Raw genomic sequence first — 24,472 nt, forward strand, 5'->3', positions numbered from 1 at the left:
AATCGCGACGAGCACGGCACGCCCCCCGGCGCGGCAGGGACGCCTGTCGTCGCGTGCGATCTCATGTCGCCAAGAGAGGCCCCGAGCGCATCACCTTCATCGCTTGGGGCACGGTAGCCTCACCGGTTCTCCGGCTAGACCAGCGCTACGGCGCGGGGAGAAACGGCGGTTGCGAGGTTGTCTCAGCTCTCCCCGCGCCGTAGCGCTGGTCTAGCCGAAGAGAACCAAGAACAGGCTACCTTGCGGAGAGTGACTGGCGGTTCCTCCAGAGCGGCGCGACGCCGCTCCTGCGCTCGAGGCGCGGAGGCTGGTGCGTTCAGGACCTCTCCTGGCAACACGACGACGATTTGACCCTTGACCTCCTCCTCCCCTTCGCGCTGCTCACGCGGACGACGCGTCGGCGTCGACGAATCCAGACGATGTTAACGCATCGAGGCGCTTGAAATACGCGTCGCGCGCTTCGCCGTCCGTGTCAAACCAAATGCGCTGGTGGCGAGGCGCCTCGGCACGCGCGCCCCACGACAGGTGAACGACACGGTCGTCGAGGGAGACACGATAGACCACCTCGGCGCCCGAGGCCTCGCGGCGGACGTAGGTGCGCGTCTCGGCGCGGATGAGCGATCGGCCCTCGGCCGTCTTTCGCAGGGCGTCCTGCTCGGCGCGCTCGCGGGCGTGGGCGACGCGGAGCGCGATCATGTGCTCGCACGGCCCCTCGCGCAGCCCGCTGCGCCGGAACGTTGGGCAGCTGCACCACGCGTCGGACACGCGGCCCTCGAGGTCGACCGTGAACCGCGGCGAGAAGTCGCGGTGCGCCTCCCGGTCCGCGACCTGCCCGTGGATCTCGGTGCCCTCGCCGGCGATCTCGTGCACCTTGGTCGTCCTGACCGCGCCGGGCGCGCCGAGGAGGCGGTGGGCCGCGGCCTCGCGGGGCGAGCTGTAGCGGATCTCGCGCTCGTCGACCGGCTCGGGGAACAGCTCGCGCGGGCGGTAGACGCGGCGCGCGACGTCGTAGAGCACGCGGCCGCGCAGGCACTCGATCTGGAGCGCCGCGCGGGCGTCCTCGGCGCTGCCGCCGGCCGCGAGGGCGGCGAGCGGGAGCGGCCCGCGCTCGCGGAGCAGGGCGAGCTGCCGCGCGGCGAGCGCGTCGAGCGCCGCGCGGGCGGCGCCCTCGCGCGGCATCAGCGCGTCGAACGAGGCGGCGCTGGCCCAGCTGCTGTCGGTCCAGCCCGTGAGCGCGACGGTGAGCGTCGCGCGGCCCAGATCGAGCACCCAGAAGACCGGCAGCCCGGGGCCGCGGAGCTCGGCGCGCGCGCTCCGCACGTGCGGCAGGAGGCGCGACAGCGCGAGCAGCCGCTGCCGGCCGAACGTCCGGACGACGCGCGGCGGGCCCTCGTACGGCGGGCCGTGGCCCTCGAGGAGGATCTCCCAGGGCTCCAGGATGAGGCGCGGCGGCTTGCCGGGGACGAGCTCGAAGCGCAGGCCGCGCGGGGGTTTCTTCGCCTTGCGGGTGCGGAGCACGAAGAGCGCGTTGTAGAGATCGATCGGGGCGAGCTCGCAGGAGACCGCGGGGAGCGTGGCCGCCGACTGCACCTGGAGGAAGCCGCGGAGCCACGTGGTCGGGACCTCGAGCGAGCGCTCGATCGACCTGCCGCCCGACCCCCCCGGCGCCGCGCCTTGACCGGCGGGGCCGGCGGCGCGCGACGCGCCGGCGTCGAGCTCCACCCTGGTGTAGACGCGCAGGCGATCGATCTGCTCGACGATGCGTGGCGAGAGATCGACGAAGGCGGTGCCGTGGGCCGCCTCGCGGCCCTCGAAGAGGTCGCTGGAGAAGGCGAGGCGGGCGTAGGCGCTCTCGTCGCGCGAGAAGACCTCGATCGAGACCTCGTCCGGGTGCACCGTGAGCACCGGATCGAGCGCGCCGGAGGCCTTCGCCGGGGAGGGGGAACCGTCGCCCTGCCCGGCGCCCGCGGCGTCGTCGCCGAAGGCGCTCTCCAGGAAGGCCTTCTGCGCCTCCCAGATGGCCGCCGTCGCCTTCTTGCCCTGCTTCATCAGGTAAGCGAGGTACGCGGTGCGGTCCCTGCCCTTGTACCGGAGGTCGCTCTCCAGGATGGTCGCCAGCACGGCCATGGCGTCGCGGAAGAGCGCCGCGTCGCGGAGCGCGCCGCGCACGCCGACCGGGCCGCGGGCGCTGTCGAGGGAGAGGCGCACGCTCGAGTGGAGCGGGGCCGCGGTGAGCTCGCTCGGCGCGGCGTACCGGAGGTGAATGGGGCGTGCGAGGGCCGCCGTCATGCGTTGACTCCGTCGGGGTTCTCGGGCTCACCGGGGGCGCGCCCGGTCTTCGTGGGCCCGGTCTTCGTGGAATCGGCTGCCGCCCCGCGCTTCGCGCGGCGGTACGCCCGGTACGCGGCCTTGCGGGCCGCGACGTCGGCCGCGCCCTCGTCGAACGCGAGCGCGGCCAGCACCTCGAGCGCGCGCTCGCCGCCGGCGCGGCCGAGCGCCGCGATCGCGTCGAGGCGCGCCGCGGCGTCGCCGCCCGCGCCCTGCGCGAGCGAGATCAGCGGGGCGAGCGCGCCGCGCGCGAGCATCGCCGGCAGCGCGAGGCGCCTCCCCGGCTCGCTCGCGGCGAGCGCCGAGAGCGCCTCGGGCGGGGCCGCGCGCGCGGTCGGCTCGAAGGCGACGGGGTCGAACGGCCGCACCGCCGCCGCGCGCGCGGCCGCGCCGTCCGGCGCGAGTGCGGCGAGCGCGGCCGCCGACGAGGCCCGGACGCCGGCGTCGATGTCCCCGAGGGCGGCCGTGAGCGCCTCCACGGTGTCCCGGGATGCGGTCGCCTCGGCCGACCCGAGCGCGGCGAGCGCGCCAAGCGCGCGCGCGGCCTCGCGGCGGACGTCGCCAGGAGCGCCGCTGGAGAGGAGCAGCGCGCGCAGCGCGGGCGCCATCGAGGTCGCGCCGGCGCGCGCCGCGGCCCAGACGAGCTCGCGCCACGCCGCGGCCTCGGCGTCGCGCGCGTCGCCGTGCGCGGCCGACCAGCGCTCCGCGGCGCGCTCCGCCGCGGCGGCGAGCGCCCCGGCGAGCGCCCCGCGGTCGCTGTCCACGGTCCCGGCGGCGATGAGCCGCGCGGCCTCCTGCCGCGCCGGGGCGCGCTCGTCCGCGAGCATGCGCTCGAGCGCTGCCGCCGGCAGGGGGCCGCGGCGGAGCAGGCCCATGGCGAGGCGCTGCCGGAGATCCTCGTCCTTGAGCGACGCGAGCCGCGGCAGCAGCTCGGCCGGATCGGCCTCGGCGGCGAGGTAGCTCGCCGCCGGGCTGGCGATGTCGTCGTACTCGCTGCCGACCGCGAGGAGCTCCACGCGCGTACGCTGGCCCGGGAAGAGCTTCTCGAGCGCCTTGCGCGCGCCCTTGCGGACCTCGACGCTCCACGCGTCGAGCGCGCGGGCGAGCGCGGGCTCGGCCGCGGGGTCGCCGAGAAGGCCGAGCTCGTTCACCGCGACGACGCGGAGCCGGTCGGGCGTGTCGCCGGCGCGCACGAGCTCTTCGAGCAGCACGCGCGCGCGCTCGCCGCCCATCCAGCGCACGCCCCGCGCCGCCGACTCGCGGAGGTCGATGGCGTCCGCCTGGAGCGCCTGCTCGACGCGCTCCGAGGCGCGCCGGCGGAGCTCGGCGCTCGCGAGCTTCGGCGCGATGCGGCCGAGCGCCTCCGTGGCGGCGGCCTGCATGGCGATTTCAACAGGCGCTTCCTTGGTCCCGCCGGCGGCCACCGCCTCGAGCTCGTCGAGCGAGCGGGCGTCGCCGAGCGTGCCGAGCGCGAGCAGCGCCCGCTCGCGCTCCCCGGGCTCGCCCGCGCGCGCGACGAGCAGCAGCGGCCGGAGCGCCGCCGTGAGGCCCCGCGCGGCCACCCCCTCCGCGGCCGGGAGCACGAGCTCGCGCGCGCCCGCCCGCAGCACCGCCTCGAGCGGCCCCGAGGGCGCCCCCTTGTCCTTCACGCGCTTCGCGTACGACGTCACGGCCGCGACGCGCGTGGGGAGGTCGCGATCCGCGAAGAGCGCGGCGAGCAGATCGTCCTGCGCGGGATCGTCGCCGAGGTCGAGCTCGCGCGCCGCGGCGAGGCGGAGCGCCGGGTCCTTCGCGCGCGCGGCGGCGGCGAGGAACCCGAGCGCGCGCGCCGCGTCGCGCTTCTCGCGCTCGTGCCCCCTGTCGACGATCTCCAGGCACGCCTTGAACGCCGCGCTCCGGACCTCGGCGGCCTCGTCGTCGAAGCGCGCCGCGAGGGCGCCGGTGGCCTCGGGGTTGCGCGTGCTCCCGAGGGCGCGCGCCAGCGCGGCGCGGTCCGCCGGCGCGGCGGACTCGTCCATGTGCGCCGCGAGCGCCCGCACCGCCGCGTCGCTCGCGAGCGCGACGAGCGCCTCGCGGGCGCGCGCCGACGTCGCGGCCGCGGCGTCGCGCAGGAACGCCGCCAGCACGTCGACGGCGCGATCGTCGCGGCGGCGGGCGAGGAGCTCCGCCGCGCGCAGGCGCAGGTCGTCGTGGTCGCTCTCCATCGCGCGGCACAGGGCCGGCACGATGCGCGGATCGCTCGACGACGCGAGGCGCTCGAGCACGCCGATGCGCAGGTCGGCGTGCTCGCTGCCGAGCGCCGCGAGGAGCGGCTCGAGGCTCCCCTTTGGGCAGAGCCGCTCGAGGAGCTCGAAGGCGTAGCGGCGCACGTCGGAGAGCGGCGAGCTCAGCGCGCGGACGATCTCGGGGCGGGCGTCCTCGCCGCGCGCCGCGATCTCGTCGAGCGCGGCCCGCGCCACGTCGGCCGACGCCGACGCGAGCCCGAGCGCGAGCGGCTCGCGCGCCCCCGCGGGGAAGAGCGCCTTGAGCCCCGCGAACGCCGCCTTGCGGACGAGGTGGTGCGGGTCGTCGAGCGCCCGGACGAGCGGCGGGATCGCCGCCGTGCTGCTGACGTGCCCCCTGGCGCACGCGTCGACGATCCGGTCGATGGCGTCCCGGCGGGTGCGGTGCGCCTCGTCGTCGCCCGGCGCGACCTGCCGGAGGAGGCCCATGTACGCGCCGAACGCGAGCCAGCGCAACCGCCGCTGCTCGCCCTCCGGGACCACGTCGGCGGCCGGCTTGCCGCCTTCCTTCGGCCCGGTCTGCGCGAATGCGAAGAGGCGGCGGAGCCACCCCTTCTTCGGCGTCGTGTCGGTCTCCTCAAAGGCGCGCGGCGTCGTGTCCGCCGCGACGGGCGCGCCGGCCGGGCGCAGCGCGGCCACCCGCTTCGCCTCGCGGAAGTACTCGACGGGCTTGCGCCGGAGGCGGAGCACCTGCGCGGCCGCGTAGCGCTGCTCCGGGTTGTCGCTGGCGAGCGCCTCCGCGAGGCCGACGAGGAGGCGGCCGCGCGCGGCCTCGGGCGGCCAGTCCTTCATGCCGGAGGGCCTCTCGCCGTCGGCCGCGCGCTCGCCGTCCGGCTGCGCGGCGGCGTCGGGGCGCGGGGGCATCAGCACCTCGACGAGGTGGGCGAGGTACGCCTCCGGGTCGGCGCGGAGCTCCAGCGCGCGCGCCGCGGCGAAGCGCACGTCGGAGCGCTGCGACGAGAGCGCGCTGGTCAGGAGATCCGGCGGATCGCCGCGGCGGAAGGCCCGGAGGTCGCGCGCGAGCACGATCGCGAAGACGATCTCCTGGACCTCGCGCGCGCTGTCCTCGAGGCCCTGCAGCATGCCCCCGTAGCCCTCGGGCCCGAGCGCCGCGAACGACATGATCGTCGCGACGCGGATGGGCGGGTGCTCGTGGCGCAGCGTGCCCGTGAGCACCGGCAGCGCGCGCACGTCGCCGAGCCGCGCGAGCCCGTCGGCGGCCCACGATCGCACCGCGACGTCGGCGTGGCCCATGGCGTCGAGCAGGTGGCCCTCCTCGCCGCGGCGAGCAGCCATCGCGAGCCCGCGCGCCGCCTGCTCGCGCACGTCGGGGTAGTCGTCCTTCAGCAGCTCGGTGGCGAAGTACTTGACGAGGCGCGGCGACCCGAGCGTCGCCAGCGCCGTGGCGGCGCGGGCGCGCAGGGGGCCGAGGATCTGGATCGGCAGTTCTCTGAAGAGCGACTTGTCGGCGAGGAGCGCCCGCATCGGGCTCACGAGCTGCTCGTCGCGCCGCGCGGCGCAGAGCTCGGCCGCGCGCACCCGGAGGTCGAGGTGGCTCGACTGGAGCCCGATGTGGAGCGGCCCCGCCTCGCCGGGAAGCAGCTTGTCGAGCGCCTCGATCGCGGCGGTGCGCGGCCCCGCGTGGTCGTCCTCGAGCAGCCGGATGAGGGCGCTGCGCGCGGCCTCGCTCACCGGCGCGTGCGCGGCTCCGCGCGCGCCGCTCTCCCGGACCGAGGGGTGGATCGACGCCATGGCGGCGAGGTGCGGCTCGACGGCGGCCTTGCCGCGCCGCTTCACCACCGCGTCGTACGCGGCCTGCGCCACGCCGGCGTCGCGGTCGCCGATGGCCGCGTGCAGGCGCTCCGCGGCCCAGGGCTGTTCGCCGTGCGCCTTGAGCTCCTCGACGGCGCGCAGGCGCAGGTCGGGGAAGCGCGCGAGCTGGGCGCGGTCGAGCGCCCTCTGAGGATCCGCGGTGTGCCACGACCAGAGGGTCCGGAACGCCTCGCCGCGGACCTTGGGGGACTCGTCCTCGATCGCGTCGGCGAGCAGCGCCTCGGCCTCGGGGGGCTTCGGGCCCTTGCCGTCGCCGGCGAGCGCCACGAGCCGGTCGAGCCCGCGGACGCGGATGTCCTCCTGCGACGAGCGGAGCGACGCCTCGGCCAGGGCGAGCGGGGCCGACGACTCGAGCTGCGCGTAGGCGTCGAGGGCCGCGGCGCGCACCGCCGCGTCCGCGTCGTCGAGCATCCAGATGAGCCGCTTCTCGGCGCGCGTGTCCTGGAGCTCGGCGAGCGCTGTCGCCGCCGCCTGGCGCAGCGACGGGTCCTGCTCGCGCGTGAGCTGCAGCAGCGCGCCGAGCGCGCGCGTGTCGCCGAGCTGCGCGAGCCCGCGCGCGCCCCGCACCGCCGTGTCCGGCGTGCGGCACGCCACGGCCGTGAGCAGCGGTTCGAGGTCGGCCTCGGTGGGCTCGGCCCCCGGGCTCCCCACGCCGGGGATCCGGGCGCGCGCGGCCTTCAGGATCGCGTCGTCGGCCGCCTTCGCCCTGGCCTTCTCGGGCGCGGGCTGCTCGTCGTCGCCGCCGCCGGCGCGCCGCAGCACCTCGGCCGCGCGCCGCGCGATGTCGAGCGCCGCGCGGCCGAGGTCCTCGTCGCGCGCCTCGAGCGCGTGGGCGAGCGCCCGCCGCTCGAGCACCTTGGCCGCGAACGCGATGCGGCGCACCTCGGCGTCGTCGTCGTCGAGCGCGCGCGCCGCGATCGGCGCGAACGCCGGCGCCGAGAGCCAGCCCCGGAGCGCGGCGCGGATGAGCGCCTCGACCCGGAGGTCGGCCGGGCCGCGCTCGAACGCGGCGCGGAGCGGCTCGGGGCCGTCCGGGTGGATCTTCTGGAGCTGGTCGAGCGCCGTGAGCCGCACCGAGGCGTCGCGACCGGCGAGCTTGTCGGCGATGAGCCCGGGGATGAGGGGCGAGCTGCCGTGGAGCTTGCCGATCTCGACGAGCGCCCGGCGCTGCACGTCGGCGGCGCGCGCCTCGAGCCCTGCCCGGAGCGGGGTGAGCGGCGCGTCGCGATCGATCGCGCGGAGCGCCTCGAGAGCGGCCAGCCGGACGGCCGCGTGCTCGTCGTCGAGCGCCTCGCGGAGCCTCGCGCGCGCGCCGCGGCGCCCGTGCGCCCCGAGCTCGCGGGCGGCGAGCGCGCGCACCTCGGCGTCGGGATCCGACCGGAGCGCGCGCAGCGCGGCCTCGAGCGCCTCGGGCTCGTCGAGCGCCGCGAGGGTCTTGACGGCGCTCTCGCGCGCCGGCCGCGCCCCCGAGAGCGCCTGGGCGAGGACATCGAAGCCGTGCGCCAGCTCGACGGCGCCGTCCGCGGGCGCGCCGGCCGCGTCGATCGGGAAGCGCCAGACCGTGCGCCGGTCCCCCGCGGCGAACACGGCGCCGAGCCCGTCCTTCGCGTCCGCCGCGCCGCGCCCCGCGTTGCCTCGCGCCCCGCGGCGCGCAGGGCCGCCCTCGGCGGGCGGCGCCAGCGCGAGCGCGTGGAGCGGCAGCGCGCTCGTCTCCAGCGTGCGCGGCTTGCGCCGGTCCTCGAGCCGGTGGATGCGGAGCGCGCCGTCCACGCCGGCGGACACGAGGCGGTCGCCGGCCTCCTTGCCGTCCTCCTGCGGCGGCGGGGTGGGCAGGCAGAGCAGCGCGCGGACGCCGCCCGCGTGACCGCTCCCGTCCGCGCCGCGGATCTCGCACTCGACGTCGCCGACGAGGTACCAGAGGCGCACGGTGCCGTCGTCGCCGCCCGACGCGAGCCGCCCGTCGCGCGGCGTGAACGCGAGCGCCGCGACCGGCCCCTCGTGGCCGGGCATGTCGCGCCGGGCGCCGGTCGACAGCGTGATCACGCGGACCACGCCGTCGTCTCCCGCGGCCGCGACCAGCTCGCCGGCGGGATCGAACGCGACCGCGCGGAGCGGCGCCGTCGAGAGCGCGAACGACGCGATCTCGGCGGCGGTCCCGGTCGGCTGGGCCGGGGACCCGGCGCCCTCGCCGACCCGCCAGACGCGCAGCGCGCCGTCGACGCCCACGGTGGCGAGGCGCGCGCCCCCCGGCGCCGCCGCGACCGCCGTGACGCCGCCCCGGTGCGCGTCGATCGACCGCACCTCGGCCCCGGCGCCCGCGATCAGCCTGAGCGCGCCGTCGGAGCACGCCGCGGCGAGCAGGTCGCCCGCGAACGCGAGCCCGAGGACGTGCGCGGGCACGTCGAGCGAGCGCACCGCCTTGTTCGCCGCGTGATCGAACAGCGTCACCTGGCTCGCGCCGGCGGCCGATCGCGCCGCCGACGTCCCGCGCGCGCCGCCCTGCGCCGGCGCGCGCACCCCGCCGACCGCGAGGAGCCGCGGGCCGACGGCGAGCGCTCGGACCTTCTCGTGATGGCCGATCGCGTGGCTCATGCGCCCCCCTGTCCGGCGCCCGGCGCGGCGAGGCCGTCGATCTCGAGCCCCGGGTGCGCGCGCCTGAGGTGCAGGAGCGCCGCCAGGCACGCCTGCCACTCTCCCTTCGCGATCGACCCGGTGAACTCGGCGATCACGGGGGCGACGAGCGCCGCGAACGCCGCGTCCTCGACCGCGAGGTCGCGCACGATCTCGATCACGCGCCGCTTGGCCTCGCTCGCGGACAGGCGCCTCCGCGGGCCCGCGCTGTCGCCCGGATCAGGCGACCGCCCCGCGGGGATTCCGGAGAGCACGTACCGCAGGAAGCGCCGCAGCGCCCCGACGTCCTCGAACCGCCCCGCGTCCTCCGGCGGCTCCGCCGCGGCGCCCGCTTCTGCCCGCGCGGCCCGCGGCCGCCAGCCCGGCGGCAGGTCGCGCGGCCGGTGCTTCTCCCAGAGCATCCGCACCGCGAAGAGGCGCACCTCGCGGTCGGCGCTCTGCATCAGCCAGCCGAGGCGCTCCGGGCCGCCGAGGCGCGCGTAGTGCTTCAGGATGAGCGACAGGCCGAGCTCGCGCGCGCTCTTCTTCAGGCTCTCGGTCAGCGCGAAGACCTGCGCGGGATCGAGCTCCTCGACCGTGAGCGCGAGCGCCGGATCCGCCGACGGATCGCCCGCCTTGCGGAGCGCGTCGAAGGCGATGTTGCGCACCTCCTTCGCGTCGCTGTGGGCGAGCTCGTAGACGCGGGTCTGGTACCCCCACGCCCGGAGCTCCGCGCGCGTGACGAGCGCGGCGAAGCGCCGGACGTCCTCGCGCGGGTCGAAGAGCGCGGGCCAGATCCGCTCGGCGGTGAACGCCGCGCGCTTCAGCCCAGGCCTGAGCTCGAGCTCCTTGGCCTCGCCCTGCTCGGGGCCGAGGACCGGGTGATGGCAGCGCAGGTACGTCTGCGCGAAGGCGCGCATCGGCTCGGGCTCCTTCTCGCCCAGCGCGAGCGCGAACAGCTTCGCGGTGCCCGCCTCGCGGTCGCCGCGGCCGCCCGGGTCCTGCGCCGGGTCGAAGTCCTGCGGCTTCATGTGCGCGAGGAGGTACCTGCGCGCGAAGCCGTTCAGGGTGGGATCGGCGCGCCGCGCGAGCGCGAGCAGCCAGGGCAGCGTGAGCTGCCGCGGGGCGACGATCTTCGGGTTGCCGAGCACCTCCAGCGCGACCGCGCGCGTCTCGGCGCTGAAGACGAGCCCCTTCAGGCGCTCCACGCCCTCGGCGGTCAGGTCGGGCAGGGCGTCGGCCTTCCGGAGCCAGGTCGCGACGGCGTGCCCGATGCGCTTGCGCGTGAGCGCGTCGAGCAGCCACGGCGTCCCGATCGCCGCGACAGGGTACTTGCCGAGCGCGTCGAGCGCCGTGTCCGTCGCGCGGTCGTCCTCCTCGTGCCGCGGGTCGTCGAGCACGCGCACCCAGAACCCCGCCCCGAGCTCGCCGGGCCGGTACTTCGCCTTGAAGTGCGCGGCCGCCCACCGCTTCTGCGCGGGCTCGCCGTAGATCATGTCGATGACGAAGCGCTCCGGCAGCTCCGCGCGATCGAAGCTCTCGCTCAGCGCCTTGGCGGCCCAGGCCTCGGTCTCGCCGCGCGTGAGCAGCCGCCCGAGGAGCTCGTGGCCGAGCGCGCGCGGGCTCCTGCCCTGCAGCGCCGACGCGGCGAACGCGCGCGTCTCCTTGTGCGCGGAGCCGAGCAGGGCGGCGAGGCGCTCCGGGTCGAGATCCGCCGCGTGCGCGCGGGCGTACTCGATCGCGAACGCGCGCGCCTTCGGGCTCGGCGAGTCGAGCAGCGCGAGCGCGGCGTCGTGCAGCCCGAGGCTCCGCAGCTTGCTCTGGTGGAGCTCCGGCGACCCGAGCAGCGTCTCGATCAGGAAGTCGTGCGCGCTCGCGAGCGGCCGGTACGCGAGGCGCGCGAGCCACGCGGGCGTGACGCTCCGCAGCGCCTCGGGGAAGTCCTTCCTGAGCCCCTGGATCGCGAACCTGGCCGGCGGATCGGCCTGGCACGTCGAGAGCAGGAGCATCAGCGGGTCGGGCGATCGCTTCCACGCGTCGTTGAAGGCGCGGTGCTTCACCATGTCGCTCGGCGGGACGCCGCCGTGGAACGAGCGCCCGTCGTACTTGCCCGCGCGGTGCGCCCAGACGTGGTTGGCGACCCAGAGGTCGCCGAACCTCGTGTCCGGCGTGTAGTGGCGGAGCACCTCGACGGCGAACTGCGGGTAGAGCTCGGGCACGCTCCGGCCGAGCTCGCGCAGGAAGCGCCACGCGCGGCGCCGCATGTAGATGAGCGTCCCGCGGGAGACCTCGCGCCGCCCGCCGCGCGTCAGCTCGGCGTCGAAGCGGAAGGCGAGCGCCCCGAAGAGCTCCGCGTCGAGGCGCGCCTCGGCCAGCTTGTAGATGCGCTTCAGCCCGCCCCACGCGCCGAAGACGAGCGGCGCGCTCCTGGCGACGTCGCACAGCGCGCTGCGCCCGGCGTCCGTGCCCTCCTCGTAGACGCGCACGAGCAGGTCGGCGAGCTCCAGCCGCGCCGGCGGGGCGGGATCGACCTGCGCGAGGAAGCGCTCCCACGCGTCGGTCGCCCGCTCGCGCCGCTGCTCCGGGGTGCGCATGCCCTGCGCGCTGGAGAGCAGCCCCAGGAACGCCGGGAAGGTGAGCGCGCCCTCGCGGGGCGGCGCCTCCGGGGTGGGCTCCGGCTGCTCGAGGTAGGCCTCGATGGTCTCGGCGAGGGAGGGCGACCCGCTCGCGGCGAGCTGCTTGACGTTCGCGATGTCGATCGGGTTCGGTGAGCTCGCCAAGGCGCCTCCCGCGGCGGATGGCCTGAGAGAATCGCGACCCCTGCGGATCAGGTCAAGCCAGAGTCGCTCCGGCGACGACGGAAGGTTCGCCTTCGCGCGGGGTACCTGCGTGTCGCGTAGTCGCCCACGTCCGCGCCTCGCGCGCGGCGCGCCGGCTCGTCGTGGTCGCGCTGCCCCGCGGGCGCGCGTCCGGCGCGCACGTCACGCCGCGCGCATCCGCGCGAGGCGCTCTGCGACGTGCGGGTCGCCGCCTGCGTCGATGCGCGCCAGGTGGTCCTTCAGCGATCGCCCGCCGCGGGCGAGGTGCGCCTCGAGGTACGGCGAGAGCGCCTTCCACCGGAGCGCCCACCCGGCCTCGGAGCTCATCGAGCCGTTGTGCGGCCGGTCCACGAGCAGCGCGCCGAGCCGGAGGCCGAGCTCCGGGTCGCCGAGCTCCTCGAGCTGCCGCCTCAGGAGGGCGAGCGCTCCGGCGGCCGGCGACGTCGCGGGCGGGGCCTTCCACGTCTCGCGCACCGCGCGCGCGAACGCCGCGGCGTCGAGCTCCGAGAGCAGCTCGACCGCGTGCACGAGCGGCAGCCGATCGGGCGCGCTCGGCGCGACGACGCGGGCCATGAGCGCGTCCAGCGCGGCGGACAGCGCCGCGTCGGTCGCGGGGTCGAGCCCGCCGAGCGCCTCGAGCGCACGCCGGGCGCGGCGGACGGCGCGCCCGAGGGCCCAGCTCCGCCGGCCGCGCGCGGCCGCGAGCGCGGTCAGCGCGTGGACGGCGGCCTTCCTCTGCGCCTCCGTCGACTCGCCGGGCCGCACGCGCGGCGGCAGGTCGAGCTTCGGCGGCGGGGGCGCGGCCTCCTCGGCGGCGGCGGGAGCGGCGCCCGCAGGCGCGCCGCCGGAGGCCGCGGCGACCTCCTGGTAGCCCTCCCTGAGCTTCTCGGCGATCTTCTTCTCCAGCTCGCGCGTCGCGGCCTCGGCCGTGGGGAACGCCTTCTCCTTGCGCTGGCCGGCGGAGCCGATCCGGCCGTAGACGACGATGAACGTCCTGTCGTCCACATCGGCCATCCAGAACTTGGCGCTCGTCCCCTGCACGAACTCGAACCTGCGCATGATGGCGACGATATCACGGCGCAGAATGGGCGCGCCGGCGCCCGCTGCATGCGCGCCTCAGGAGAGCGCCGGCGCGGGCGGCCGGCGCACGAGAACGAACGGCGCGACGACGAGCGACAGGAAGCGCATCTCGAGCTGGAGGGGCCAGCGCGCGAGGTCCTCGGCGGTCGGCTTCGTCAGCTTGCCGGCGGCGATCCAGGCCTGGACCGCGGCCGCGTCGTTCGCGGCCACGGCCTCGCCCACGTCCAGGAGATCGAGCGCGGCGTCGACGAGGATGACCGCATCGCGCGCCGCGTGGGCGCGGAGGTCGGTCCAGAAGACCTCCCCGAGCGTGATGGCGAGCTGTTCGCGCATGGACGCAGCATAGATCCCTGGCCGCGGCCGCCAAGGTGGCGGGGCGCGGATCGAGCGGGCGAGGGCAGCGGCCGCCGGCCTCGGCGGTCCAGGCGGCGAGCCGGCTGCCCGCGCCGATCGCGCGGGCGCGGCGCCGGCGGCCGCTCACCTCGCGGGCGCCCGGCAGATCGGATGTGGCGGGTCGGGGGGAAGCGCCGCGCGCGCTCGTGGCGCGCGGCGCGCAGCGCGGGATCGGCGGGGAGCGCGGCCCGGGGGCTACCAGCCCATGTTGTGGTGGATCCAGCAGTCGATCTGCTCCCATCCGGCCGGCGAGCCGAAGTGGCCGTTCAGGATGTGGCCTGTGTCAGGGACGATCGCCGTCGTGACGCTCTCGGCGCTCGTGTAGAGCGCCGCGTCGGAGTCCACGTACGCCGCCGGCTGCAGCTCGTCCGTCTCCCCGAACTGGATGAGCACCGGGCTCGTGACCCCCTCGATGCCGGCGAGCGACGGGTCCCCGGAGACGGCCAGCAGGCTCAGGAACTGCCCCCGCGTGTACGTGTCGGCGATGGTGGCGTTGTCGAAATCGATCACCGCGGGATCCGCGTTCGGGGCGTCGTAGAAGACCTCGGTGCGGATCTCCGTCGGGATCGCGATATAGGGGGTCTGCAGCAGCTGGGAGATCGCCTCGGGCGGCACCGGGATCGGGTGCGGCGTGAAGGCGAAGCCCGTGTTGACGAGGACGTCCGCGTCATTGTAGGTGCTCTGAACGAACGTGCTGATGATGGCGCCGTTCGAGTGGCCGACGAGGGCGATCTTCCGGAAAGGCTCTTTGAAGACCCCGCCGCGTGTGCGCATCTCCGTGATGACCTGATGCACGCTCTCGGCCGTCTCGGCCAGGTCGAGGAAGTCGCCGTCCGGCCGGCTGCTCTCCCCGGCGCCGAGCACGTCGAGCGCCAGGACGGCGTATCCCTCCTTGGTCATGTAGTCGGCATAGGAATAATTGCGCCCGCCGATCGACGGCATATCCCAGTACTCGTGCGTGTAGGTCAGGCCGTGGACGAGCACCTGGAGGGGGCGGTACTTGTAGTGGCCGCGATAATAGAGGTAGCCGACGACGTCGTACGTGTTGCCGTCGGAGAGGGTCACCGGGAAGACCAGACGCTCGACCTTCGTGGGCTGGTGCCTGGACGAGGACGCTTCGGCCTGGCTCGCGGGGAGCGCGGTGGCCGCGAGCGCTGCAGAGAAGAGAACCGTGCTAAGCGTGCGGGAATACAGATTCATTACTTGACCCTCATGGTTGCGGTAGGTGATTGGAGGTGAGGCAACGGCTCTCGAGGTGCGATGCCCGTGGCCTCTTCGCCCCAGCACCGCTTCACGATGTTCGCAAGCGTTGGACCAGTGAGTATAGGCATCAGCCGAAACTGCGCACGTGCGCCGTGCGCGGACAAATGAAGGGATCCGGGCGTGCTCTGGGCCCTCGGCGCACCGCACGTGTGAACCGATCGACACGAGCGGACGCTCGCGCGGCGTGGACGCTCCATGGATCGCGCACAAATGTTTGCGTCATCCCGCAACGGCTTGCGTGGTCGGGCGCCGCGAGCCAGCCGTCCCCGCAGGCTCCGTGGCAAACGTGCTTGTTTCGATTGCTGTGATGGCGCCAAATTATCGCGTGGTTTCACGGCGCCTCGCGATCCGTCTCGGCCAGGAGCCGTCATCGCCGCCGTGACGTTGTCGGTGTGGCGATATGCAATTTTGCGATCGTGCTGTAGTCGCGGGCTCAGCACGACCCGGGTCCGGGCATGCGGTTCCGGCGCGCCGCAGCGCGACGCGGGCGCGCTGGCGCGGCTCGCGGCGACCGCCGCGGCCCACACCAACGTCGATGGCGCTCAGAAGCTCGCTTCGCCGCCGATGCTGGGGATCACGATGGGACCGAGCTCTTCCGGCTCACAGCCGCGCACGATCGAGCATTCGTATTGCAGCGTCTCCTTCCCGGCGGTCGCGTTGAGCACCTCGACCGTGAAGGAGATCCACCGGCCCTCCCGGAAGACCCAGCGCTTCTCGAGGCGCAGGTCCAGCCGGAAGAACGCCGGCAGCCGCTCCGGCAGGTTCAGCCCGCGCACGTACCGGGCGACCTGCTCGCGGAGCCGCTCGCGGCGACGGATGTCCTCCTCCGTGTCGGGGCGATCCTCGTCGTTGCCCGGCCGCGGCCTGTTCGGGTCGTCGTTCCCCCACAGGTCGTAATCGAGCGTCATCGGAATGCCGCTGTAGAACACCGCCCTGCCCCCGAGCTTCCAGCCGCGCCCCAGGTCGACCGCGGCGGCCGCGTTGAGCACGTGGCGGCGATCGAAGGCCGAGTCGAAGCTCTCGCGGCCGACATGGCGGACCGAGCGCGAGAGGGTGTAGGAAACGAACCCGCCGATCCGCTTCGACAGGCTGCGGTGCGCGTGGATCTCCAGCCCGTGGGTGCTGCCGGTCGCGCGCAGCTCCGCCCGCCGCGCGAGCCCGATGTCGGTGGTCGGCGGCCGGTTGCCGAGCGGGTCGCTCAGGTCGAAGAAGCCGCTCCGGAAGGCGGTGACCGTCGCCCTGAACCCCTCGGGGAGGCGGAGCTCGACGCCGGCGCTCGCGAGCAGCCCCGTCTGCGCGCCGCCCTGAAGGCCCCCCACCTGGAGGCCCGGCACCGCCCCGAGGAAGCTCGGCGGCTGGTGGGTCACGCCGAAGGCGCTCAGCAGGGCGACGTCCGGCGTCGCCTGCAGGCGCGTCGCGAGCCGCGGGTCCACGGTCGCCGCTGTCGCGCCGTCGGACGCGAAGAGGTCGCCCCGCAGGCCGGGGACGACCTCGAACGAGGGCGTCGGGCGCACGACGACGTCGGCCCAGAGCCCGGCCGCGAGGTCCTCGCGGCTCGTGAACAGGCGCGCGAGCGCCATGTCGTTCCGGCTCGGGAAGTCGCCGTCGTTCTCGCGGATGTCGATGTCGTACCGCTCGATCTGGGCGTCGGCGCCGGCGCGCACCGTCAGCCGATCCGAGACGGGGGCCGACAGCTCCGCGCGCGTGCCGAGGAGGCGCGTGCGGCCGGCCCGCTCGCCGTCCTGGTTCGAGCTCTGCTCGTAGCCGAGCGTGACCGCGTGCCGCAGGCGGCCGCCGCGCGCGAAGAACCTGTCGTAGCGGAGGTCGAGCCGGTGGAAGTCGCCGGCGAGGACGACGTCGGTCTCGCCGTCGTCCTCGATCTGGGCGAGGTAGTCGTGCGACCCGAAGGCGAAGAGCCCGATCCTGTCGTACGGCGAGAGGTCGTAGGTGGCGCGGGCCTGGTAGTCCCAGTATCCGAGCTCCACGCCGGGCGAGAAGAGCGAGAGGAGCGCGCCCGGGTACGCGTACCGGCCGCCGACGAGCGCGGTGCCGCGGCCGTCGGCCCAGGGCGCCTCGACGAGGACGCCCGCGTCGAACAGGCGGATGTTGCCCTCGCCGTGGAACAGGCGCGCCGGCTCCCGCGTCTCGCCGGCGATGACGCCGCCGATGTAGCGCCCGAAGCGCGCCGGGAAGCCGCCGGGGTAGAGGTCGACGCGCTCGACGAGCGCCGGGTGGATCACGCTGGGGCCGAGCGCCACGTGGTAGAGCAGCGGGACGCGCACGCCGTCGACGAAGTAGCCGACGTTGCCCGGGGGGGCGCCGCGCACGAAGAAGTACGGCACGCCGGAGGCGATGGGCGTCACGCCCGGCATCGCCTCGACCGCGCGGAAGGGGTCGCCGAACGCGCCGGGCATCTGGCGCACCTCCTCGCGGGTCATCGAGGTCGTCATCGGCGCCGCGCGCTCGCCGACGACCACGACGTCGATGGGCTCCACGGGCGCCGGCGGCTGCGCGGGCGGCGCCGGCGCCGCGCTCGGGCCGGGCGGCGCGGGCCCGGCGGGCGGCCCGGCGGGCGCGGCCGGCGCCGCGGGCACGGCCGCCCGGGGGTCGCGGAACGTCACGCGGAACAGGATGCGCGCGCCGAGGGCCCGCCCTCCGCGGCGCGCGGGCTCGAACCGCCACGACGGCGCCGCGCTCACCGCGGCGCTCACGAACGGCTCGTCGCCCTCGGCGTCGACGACGGTGACCGATCCGTCGGCGTGCACCGTGATGCGGAGCACCACGGTCGCATCGCCGACGCCGCCAGGCGGGTAGGGCGGGTCCGTGGGCCCGAGCGGCGTCGGCATCGTGACCTGAGGCGCCTGCGCGGCGGCCGCGGGGTGCTGCGCGGCGGCCGCGGGGTGCTCCGCGGCCGCGGGGGGCTGCGCCTCGGCGGGCTCTGCCGTGGCCTCGTCGGCGAGGGGGAGGCATGCGCCGAGCGCCATGGCCGCAGCGACGGCGCGGCGGCGGCCGAGCGAGGCGGAGCGCCGAGCCGCGCCCAGGGCGCGCGGCGGTGCCTCGGCTGCGGAGCCGGGGGCGGCTCGGCGTCGCAGGACCCTCTCCTCCGGCCTCACCATCGGCGCTCCGGAAACCATGGAGAGTCGCGGCGGCATGCTCAAGCGAAACGTGTCGCCGCCCATCGCGTTCCACGCGCGCGCCGACGTCGCGCTGGACGATCGCGCCGTCGCTGCCGTAGCGTGCCGCCGCCGCCGTAGGTGGATGGCTGGACGCGCTGACGTGGGCTCGAAGAAGCGAAAACAGAAATCCCGGGGGGCCCAGGTGCTCATCGCGCTGGCCGTGACCGGGCTCAGCGCAGCGGGGGTCAAGTGCGGGCTCGAGCGCGGCCTCAAGGAGCTCGGCCTCGATCACGGCGGGGATCGCCCCTCGAAGCCGTCGCCATCGACCGGCCGCTCCGGCAGCACCGCGGCGCCGAAGGGCGCTCCTACGAAGGACGCGCCGACCTCGCGCCCGCCCGCGCCGAGCGTCCACCTCGAGCTCGGCGTGCCCGCCCGCACAGGAGCCAGGGGCGCGCGGACCGGGGACGCGGCGTCCGACGATCACCTGATGATCAAGCCCCAGTACGCCCTCTCGTACAACCGGTCGAGGAACGGGGCGAACTGGGTGAGCTGGCGGCTCGACGCCGCGTCGTTCGGCGACGCGCCCCGGCATCGGGGCAAGTTCCTCACCGACAGCGCGCTGCCGGACGGATGGTACCGCGTCCAGCACGACGACTACACGGGCTCCGGCTTCGATCGCGGCCACATGGTCCGCTCCGAGGAGCGGACGCGGACCCCCGACGACAACAAGGCGACGTTCCTCCTCACCAACATCCTCCCGCAGCGCCACGACCTCAACGCCGGTCCGTGGCTCCGGCTCGAGGAGGCGTGCCAGGAGCTCGCGCAGAAGCAGCGGCGGGTGCTGTTCCTCGTCGCCGGCGGCCTCTTCGACCAGCCCGAGCGCCCGGCCACCATCGGCAAGGGCGTCGCCGTGCCGGACGCCTTCTTCAAGATCGCCGTGGTCCTCGAGCCAGGGCAGGGGCCGGAGGACATCGGGCCGTCGACGCGGGTCATCGCGGCGGTGATGCCGAACGCGACGGGGATCCTGGACGAGGGCTGGGGGAAGTACCGGACGACGGTCGACGAGATCGAGCGGCGCTCGGGCTACGACGTCCTGACGGCCCTCCCCGAGCCGGTGCAGCGGGCGCTCGAGGCGCGCACCGACGACGGGCCCACCGGCGGCCGCTGATCGGCGCGCCCTCCGTCGATCACGTCTCGACGACCTTCGTCTTCAGGCCGAGCCAGGCGCCCGACGGGTGCCGGCCGACGACGTGGACGTCGATGTCCACGCGCCCCACGCGGTAGACGCGGAGATCGGTCAGGTGGCGCTCCAGCAGGTCCACGAGGCGCTGGTACCGCCCCGCCGCGGCGAGCGCCGCCTCGCCGGCCTCCTCGGGAGCTTCGAGCACGGGCGCGAAGAAATCGTCGACGGTCGTGACCTCGACCGCCGTGTCCGCGGCGAGCCCCTCGGCCGCGAGCAGCGCGGCGGGCGATGACGCGTCGACGCCCCACCGGGCCGGCTGCAGTGGGTGGTCGGACTCGCTCGGGAACAGCAGGTCCTGCGCCGCCTCCTGGAGGGCGGCGAGGAGCTCTTCAGATGACGCGGGTTGGGCCTGCATGTGGGTCTCCTGGCGGGCTCGGCGGGCGAGCCCGCGCTTGCCGTGGGGCGGTCAGTCTCACGTGGCGGTGGAGGGGTGTTCCATCGTGCGGCGGGTCATTCCACCGTGAAGCCGAAGGCGTACGGCGCCTGCATCGGCACGCTGTCCACGCCGAGCGCGCTCTTCACCTGGGAGATCGTCACCTCGTAGTCGCCCGGCACGAGCGGCTCGGCCGGCGTGAAGACGAGGCTGCCCGGCGCGACCTCGTCCACGGCGCCGGCGACCGGCTCGCCGTCGCGCGCCACCTGCACCGCGGCCTCGTAGCCGCCCGCGTCCGGCGGATCGACGTCGCGCGAGAAGCCGATCTCGATCGCGGGCGCCCCGGCGATGACGGCCCCGTCCGCCGGCGCGGTGCCGGCCACCAGCGGATCGCGCCAGAACCGGATCCCCTTCTGCGTGTCGGGGATCGCGCCGTCGTCCCACGCCGTCGAGGTGTTGTCGACGACCTGCCCGGCGCTGCCGATCGGGATCGCGACGGCGCGGTTCGTGACGCCGGTGATGCTGCCCCACCACTCCACGCGCTCCCAGGTGCCGCGGGCGTACTTGTACTGGAGCTCGGTCCCCTCCGGGATGTCGATCGTCGTCTGCCAGAGGCCGCCGCCCGTGTGCGTCATCGGGACGAGGCCCGGGTTCCACGGGCCGAGCGCGTCGATGCTGCCGGGCACGTAGATCGCGGACATCGCCGGCGTCTCGAGCGGCGCCGAGACGCGGAACGTCACGGCCACGAGCCGCGGGGTCGCCGCCTGGACGATCTCGTTGGACGCCGGCGACTCGGTCCCATCCGCGAAGACGGCGCGGACGATGTACGAATAGGTCTGGTGGGCGGTGAGCCCGGTGTCCGAGAACGTCGTCAGCTCGCCGTCCACCTCCGCGTGCGCCGTGTCGCCGTACAGCCCGCCCGGCAGGTGCCGGTAGACGCGGTAGGCGACAGCCTCGGGCGTGGGCTCCCAGGCGAGCTCGATGGTGTCGGCGCTCGTGTCCGTGACGCGCAGATCGACCGGCGAAGGGGGCGCCGCGTCCGGCGGGACGACCGTCACGAGCACCGGCGCCGCGTCGCCGACGGCCACGCCGACCTCGCCGAGCTGGGAGATCCGGATCTCGAAGGCGACCGTCACCGTCGCGTCGGCGTTGATCCGGACGAGGCGCGCGTCGACAGAGGCGCCGTCCACGGTGATGCCGATCGTCTCGCCGCCCACGAGGTTGCCTGTGTTCGTCACCTCGGCGGTCACGAGCACGACGTCGTCCCTCACGACCTGCGCCGGCACGGTGACGCTCTCGACGGCGTAGCTCGGCGGCCGGTAGGCCTCGAGGGTCGCCCGATCGTCGGGCGTCGCCGGGCGGAGGCGGACGGCCTGGCCGCCGCTCGACTCCATGGCCGCGACGAGCGTGTCGGCGGACGTGACGAGGAACCGGCTGCGCGCGACGAGCTCGGGGCGCGCGTCGTAGTGGGCCTCGGCGTCGTCCGTGTACGTCTCGGCGACGAACGTCCCGTCGCCGAGGAAATCGAGCGGGATCCGGAGCGCCCTCGGCGTGCCGTCCGTGCCGCTGCCGAGGTACCACGCGTCGCCGCTGCGGCGCGCGATCGTCATGTGCTCGCCGATCGAGGCGTTCAGCACGCGGGTCTCGTCCCAGGTCACCGGCACCTGCGAGAGGAAGGCGAGCTCGGGGCGCCCCTCGTAGTGCTCGGGGATGTCGGTCACCATCTGGAGCCCGCTCAGCAGGATGACGTAGAGCGCGAGCTGGTGCGCGCGCGTCGTGTGCACCCGGGCGGGCGGGTTCCCCGCAAAGGGGCTCTCGGGGATCTTCTCCGGCGCCCAGAGGATCTCGAAGATCCCCGGGTTGTAGTCGACAGGGCCCCCGAGCATGCGGGTGAACGGCACCGTCAGCGTGTGCGAGGCGGGGTTGCCGTCGCTCCAGGCCTCGTACTCCATGCCGCGCACCCCCTCGCGGCTCATGAAGTTGGGATACGTGCGCTCCTCCCCGGTCGGCTTGATGGGCTCGTGCGCGTTGACCATGATCCCGTGGTCCGCCGCCCGCCGCGCCACCTCGGCGTAATGGTTCACCATGCGCTGGCTGTAATGGTGATACCCCGGGATGTTCCCGACATACCCCGTCTTGATGGCGTGGATGCCGAGCGACTCGTACAGCGCGAACGCCTCGTCGAGCTGGGCCTCGAAGCCGTCGACGTTGGCGCCTGTCTCCATGTGGGCGACGAAGCCGACCCCGCGCGCCGCGCCGTACGCGACGACCTCCTCGAGGTCGAAGCGGTCGTTCGGCGCCGTGTAATCCATGTCGGTCCACGCGCCGTCCCAGCCCTGGTTCCAGCCCTCGGCGAGGACGAACGGGATGCCGTGCTCGCTCGCGAAGTCCATGTAGCGCTGCGTGTTCTCGGTGGTGGCGCCGACGTGCTCGCCGGGCTCCCACGTGGACAGGCCCTTGTGGATCTCCCACCAGACGCCCACGTACTTGCCCGGCCGCAGCCACGACAGGTCGCCGTCGCAGATGGCGCAAGGATCGTTGAGGTTGAGGATGAGGTGCGACTCGATGAGGCGCCCCGCGCCGGTGCCGATGGTCAGCGTGCGCCACGGGGTCTCGAAGGGGAGCGCGACCCGCGCCTTGACGTCGGTGCTCTCCGGGCCGCTCCGCGCCGGCACCAGCCCGCTCCGGAACGCGTGGGGGACGCCCGGCAGCGCCTCCAGGGTCATGGCGGCGTAGTCGTCGAGATCGGCCTCGTGGAGCGCCACATAGAGGTCCTCGGCGAGCTGGACCGTCATGGGCGTATTGGCGTTCGCGACCGTGCTGAGCGCGCCGCGGTTGTACAGCGACTCGTCGCCCTCGAAATCGGCCCGCGTCCACCAGGCGGTGCCGTCCGAGGCGAAGCGAAACTCCGTGTCCTCGGCGGTGACCGTGAGCTCGCTCAGGCCGTCCTGCTCGGGGATGACGTAGCGGAGGCCCAGTCCATCGTCGAAGACGCGGAAGACGATGTCGAGGCGCCGCGCCGGGGCGTCCGAGGCGAGGTGGACCGTCAGCTCGTTGTAGTGCTCGCGGATCTCGGAGGCGGCGCCCCACACAGGGCGCCATGTCGAGTCCTCGGTCCGCCGATCGACGCCGGTGATGCGCACGCCGCGGCCGAGCGGCCCGAGGTCGCCGAGGTCGAGGCCGAGCGCGGAGTCGGCAAGGATGGCCCTGCCCGCGCGCTCGACCGAATAGGAGGCCACGCCGTCCTCCACGTCGAACGTCACGACGATCTCGCCGCCCGGCGACGTCACACGCTGCACCTCGCCCGGCGCCCCGCCGCCGCCGCCAAGGCCGCCGTGGCCGCCCAGGCCGCCGTGGCCGCCCAGGCCGCCTTGGCCACCGTCGCCGCCCAGTCCGCCGTCGCCGCCTCCTCCAGCGCTCTGACCGCCGCCGGTGCCTTTGGGTGGACTGTGCTCGTCATCACCACAGCCGGCCGCCAGCGGGAGGAGCGACGCAACCAGGCCGAGCCAGGCGACCCGAGTGCGAACCCTTTTCGCGATCGTTGCGCATGAGGTGGTCATGGGGTGTCCGTGCGACATGGCGTACCTCCCGGGCGGCGTCAATCGTCAGCCGCCCGCCTGGGTCGTGTTAACTCGTTGAATCCAAAGGGCTTTTGTGCTGCCTGGGCCCCGCCGCAGAGGTTGCGCTTGACATCTCAGGGACGTTTCCAGGCGGCTTCTTCCCGCAGCACCTCATCGGCGGTGACGCGACGCTTCACTCTGCCAGCTTCCGAACGGGAGAATCCGCTTGCTCCCTGGGCTTTGGCGATGGTACCGGACGCGCCTGCCCCTGGGGTCCGATCCACCCTTCCGCTTTCCGTTGCCGCGTTGCATGCTCGGCGGAAACCCGAGCAAGGAACAAGGATTCAAACTGCCATGTCCAAGATGAAGCTCAAGCCCGGCGTGATCACTGGTTCCGCTCTTCAGGAACTGTTCGAGTACATGAAGAGCGTCGAGTGCGCGCTGCCGGCCGTGAACGTGATCGGCTCGCACAGCACCGTCGCCGCCCTCCAGGCGGCGCGAGAGGCGAAGAGCCCCATCATCATCCAGTTCTCGAACGGCGGCGCCCACTTCTTCGCCGGCAAGTTCCTGGACAACAAGGGCGAGAAGGCCGCCATCGCGGGCGCGATCGCGGGCGCGCACTACGTGCGGAACCTGGCGGAGGCCTACGGCGTGCCGGTCGTCCTCCACACGGACCACGCCGCGAAGAAGCTGCTGCCGTGGGTCGACGGCATGCTGGAGTACGGCAAGAAGTTCTTCGAGAAGAACGGAGAGCCCCTGTTCTCCTCGCACATGCTCGACCTGTCCGAGGAGCCGCTCCACGAGAACCTCGAGATCTGCCAGAAGTACCTGCGGCAGATGGCCGCCCTCAACATGACGCTCGAGATCGAGCTCGGCGTCACCGGCGGCGAGGAGGACGGCGTCGACAACAGCGGCATCGACAACGCCAAGCTGTACACCCAGCCGGCGGAGGTCCTCGCGGCGTACGACGCGCTGAAGCCGATCGGCAACTTCACGGTCGCCGCGTCGTTCGGCAACACGCACGGCGTCTACAAGCCGGGCAACGTGCAGCTCCGCCCGCCCATCCTGAAGAACTCCCAGGACGTGATCCAGAAGGAGCGCAAGACGGGCGCGAAGCCTGTCGACTTCGTGTTCCACGGCGGCTCCGGCTCGTCGCGCGAGGAGATCCGCGAGGCGGTGTCCTACGGCGTCATCAAGATGAACATCGACACGGACACGCAGTGGGCCTTCACGCAGCCCATCAAGAAGTACATGGACGACAAGGGCGCTTACCTGAAGTCGCAGCTCGGCAACCCCGAGGGCGAGGACAAGCCCAACAAGAAGTACATCGACCCGCGCGGCTGGCTCCACCTCGGCGAGAAGGGCGTGGCGGCGCGCCTCGTCGACGCGTGCAAGGACCTGAACTCGTTCGACAAGTTCGACTTCTGAGCGCGGCGAGCGCGCCGGCCCGCCCGCCCCGCCGGGCGGCGCCGGCGCGACGCGCCCTCCCGCGCGCGCTGCCTTGCCGCCCGCGGCGCCGGGCTCACGACGGCGACGAGTGCGCCGCGTGAAGCGAGCGGGGCAAAGCCATGA

General features: G+C 74.6%; 11 protein-coding genes. 2 read left to right on the forward strand and 9 right to left on the reverse strand.

Features of this window, described 5'->3' with window-relative positions; translation table 11 throughout:
- Positions 1-381 precede the first annotated feature (381 nt).
- From WMF24_RS09725 to WMF24_RS09755, 7 genes are all read right to left on the reverse strand, one after another.
- Positions 382-2,289, reverse strand: a complete 1,908-nt coding sequence (locus WMF24_RS09725; RefSeq protein ID WP_437736100.1) for an SWIM zinc finger family protein — start codon at positions 2,287-2,289, stop codon at positions 382-384.
- A complete protein-coding gene (locus tag WMF24_RS09730; RefSeq protein ID WP_437736101.1) occupies positions 2,286-9,035 on the reverse strand; it encodes a HEAT repeat domain-containing protein in 6,750 nt (2,249 codons plus the stop codon). Before WMF24_RS09730 ends, WMF24_RS09725 begins: the two co-directional genes overlap by 4 nt.
- Positions 9,032-11,833, reverse strand: a complete 2,802-nt coding sequence (locus WMF24_RS09735) for a hypothetical protein (RefSeq protein ID WP_437736102.1) — start codon at positions 11,831-11,833, stop codon at positions 9,032-9,034. Before WMF24_RS09735 ends, WMF24_RS09730 begins: the two co-directional genes overlap by 4 nt.
- A gap of 201 nt (positions 11,834-12,034) precedes the next feature.
- Positions 12,035-12,931 (reverse strand): WGR domain-containing protein, encoded by an 897-nt coding sequence (locus WMF24_RS09740; RefSeq protein ID WP_437736103.1) that lies wholly within the window; start codon positions 12,929-12,931, stop codon positions 12,035-12,037.
- A 57-nt stretch (positions 12,932-12,988) separates the two neighbouring features.
- A complete protein-coding gene (locus WMF24_RS09745) occupies positions 12,989-13,285 on the reverse strand; it encodes a DUF2288 family protein (RefSeq protein ID WP_437736104.1) in 297 nt (98 codons plus the stop codon).
- A 255-nt stretch (positions 13,286-13,540) separates the two neighbouring features.
- Entirely contained in the window at positions 13,541-14,545 is a 1,005-nt protein-coding gene (locus tag WMF24_RS09750; RefSeq protein WP_437736105.1) for an alpha/beta hydrolase, read from the reverse strand.
- 605 nt (positions 14,546-15,150) lie between these two features.
- The gene (locus WMF24_RS09755; protein WP_437736106.1) at positions 15,151-17,592 is read right to left on the reverse strand and encodes a TonB family protein; all 2,442 of its coding nucleotides are present in this window, start codon (positions 17,590-17,592) and stop codon (positions 15,151-15,153) included.
- Between the two features lie 166 nt (positions 17,593-17,758).
- Between WMF24_RS09755 and WMF24_RS09760 the strand changes: the two genes are divergently transcribed.
- A complete protein-coding gene (locus tag WMF24_RS09760; protein ID WP_437736107.1) occupies positions 17,759-18,892 on the forward strand; it encodes a DNA/RNA non-specific endonuclease in 1,134 nt (377 codons plus the stop codon).
- 19 nt (positions 18,893-18,911) lie between these two features.
- Here WMF24_RS09760 and WMF24_RS09765 read toward each other — a convergent pair whose 3' ends face one another.
- A complete protein-coding gene (locus tag WMF24_RS09765) occupies positions 18,912-19,322 on the reverse strand; it encodes a nuclease A inhibitor family protein (RefSeq protein ID WP_437736108.1) in 411 nt (136 codons plus the stop codon).
- A gap of 95 nt (positions 19,323-19,417) precedes the next feature.
- Positions 19,418-22,630 (reverse strand): glycoside hydrolase family 97 catalytic domain-containing protein, encoded by a 3,213-nt coding sequence (locus WMF24_RS09770; protein WP_437736109.1) that lies wholly within the window; start codon positions 22,628-22,630, stop codon positions 19,418-19,420.
- A gap of 624 nt (positions 22,631-23,254) precedes the next feature.
- On the opposite strand from WMF24_RS09770, the gene fbaA reads away from it, so the two are divergent.
- Positions 23,255-24,328: a class II fructose-bisphosphate aldolase gene (fbaA, locus tag WMF24_RS09775; protein WP_437736110.1), complete on the forward strand. Its 1,074-nt coding sequence runs from the start codon at positions 23,255-23,257 to the stop codon at positions 24,326-24,328.
- Positions 24,329-24,472 lie beyond the last annotated feature (144 nt).

It is taken from the genome of Sorangium sp. So ce1335, from assembly GCF_051521615.1.
GTDB lineage: Bacteria > Myxococcota_A > Polyangia > Polyangiales > Polyangiaceae > Sorangium.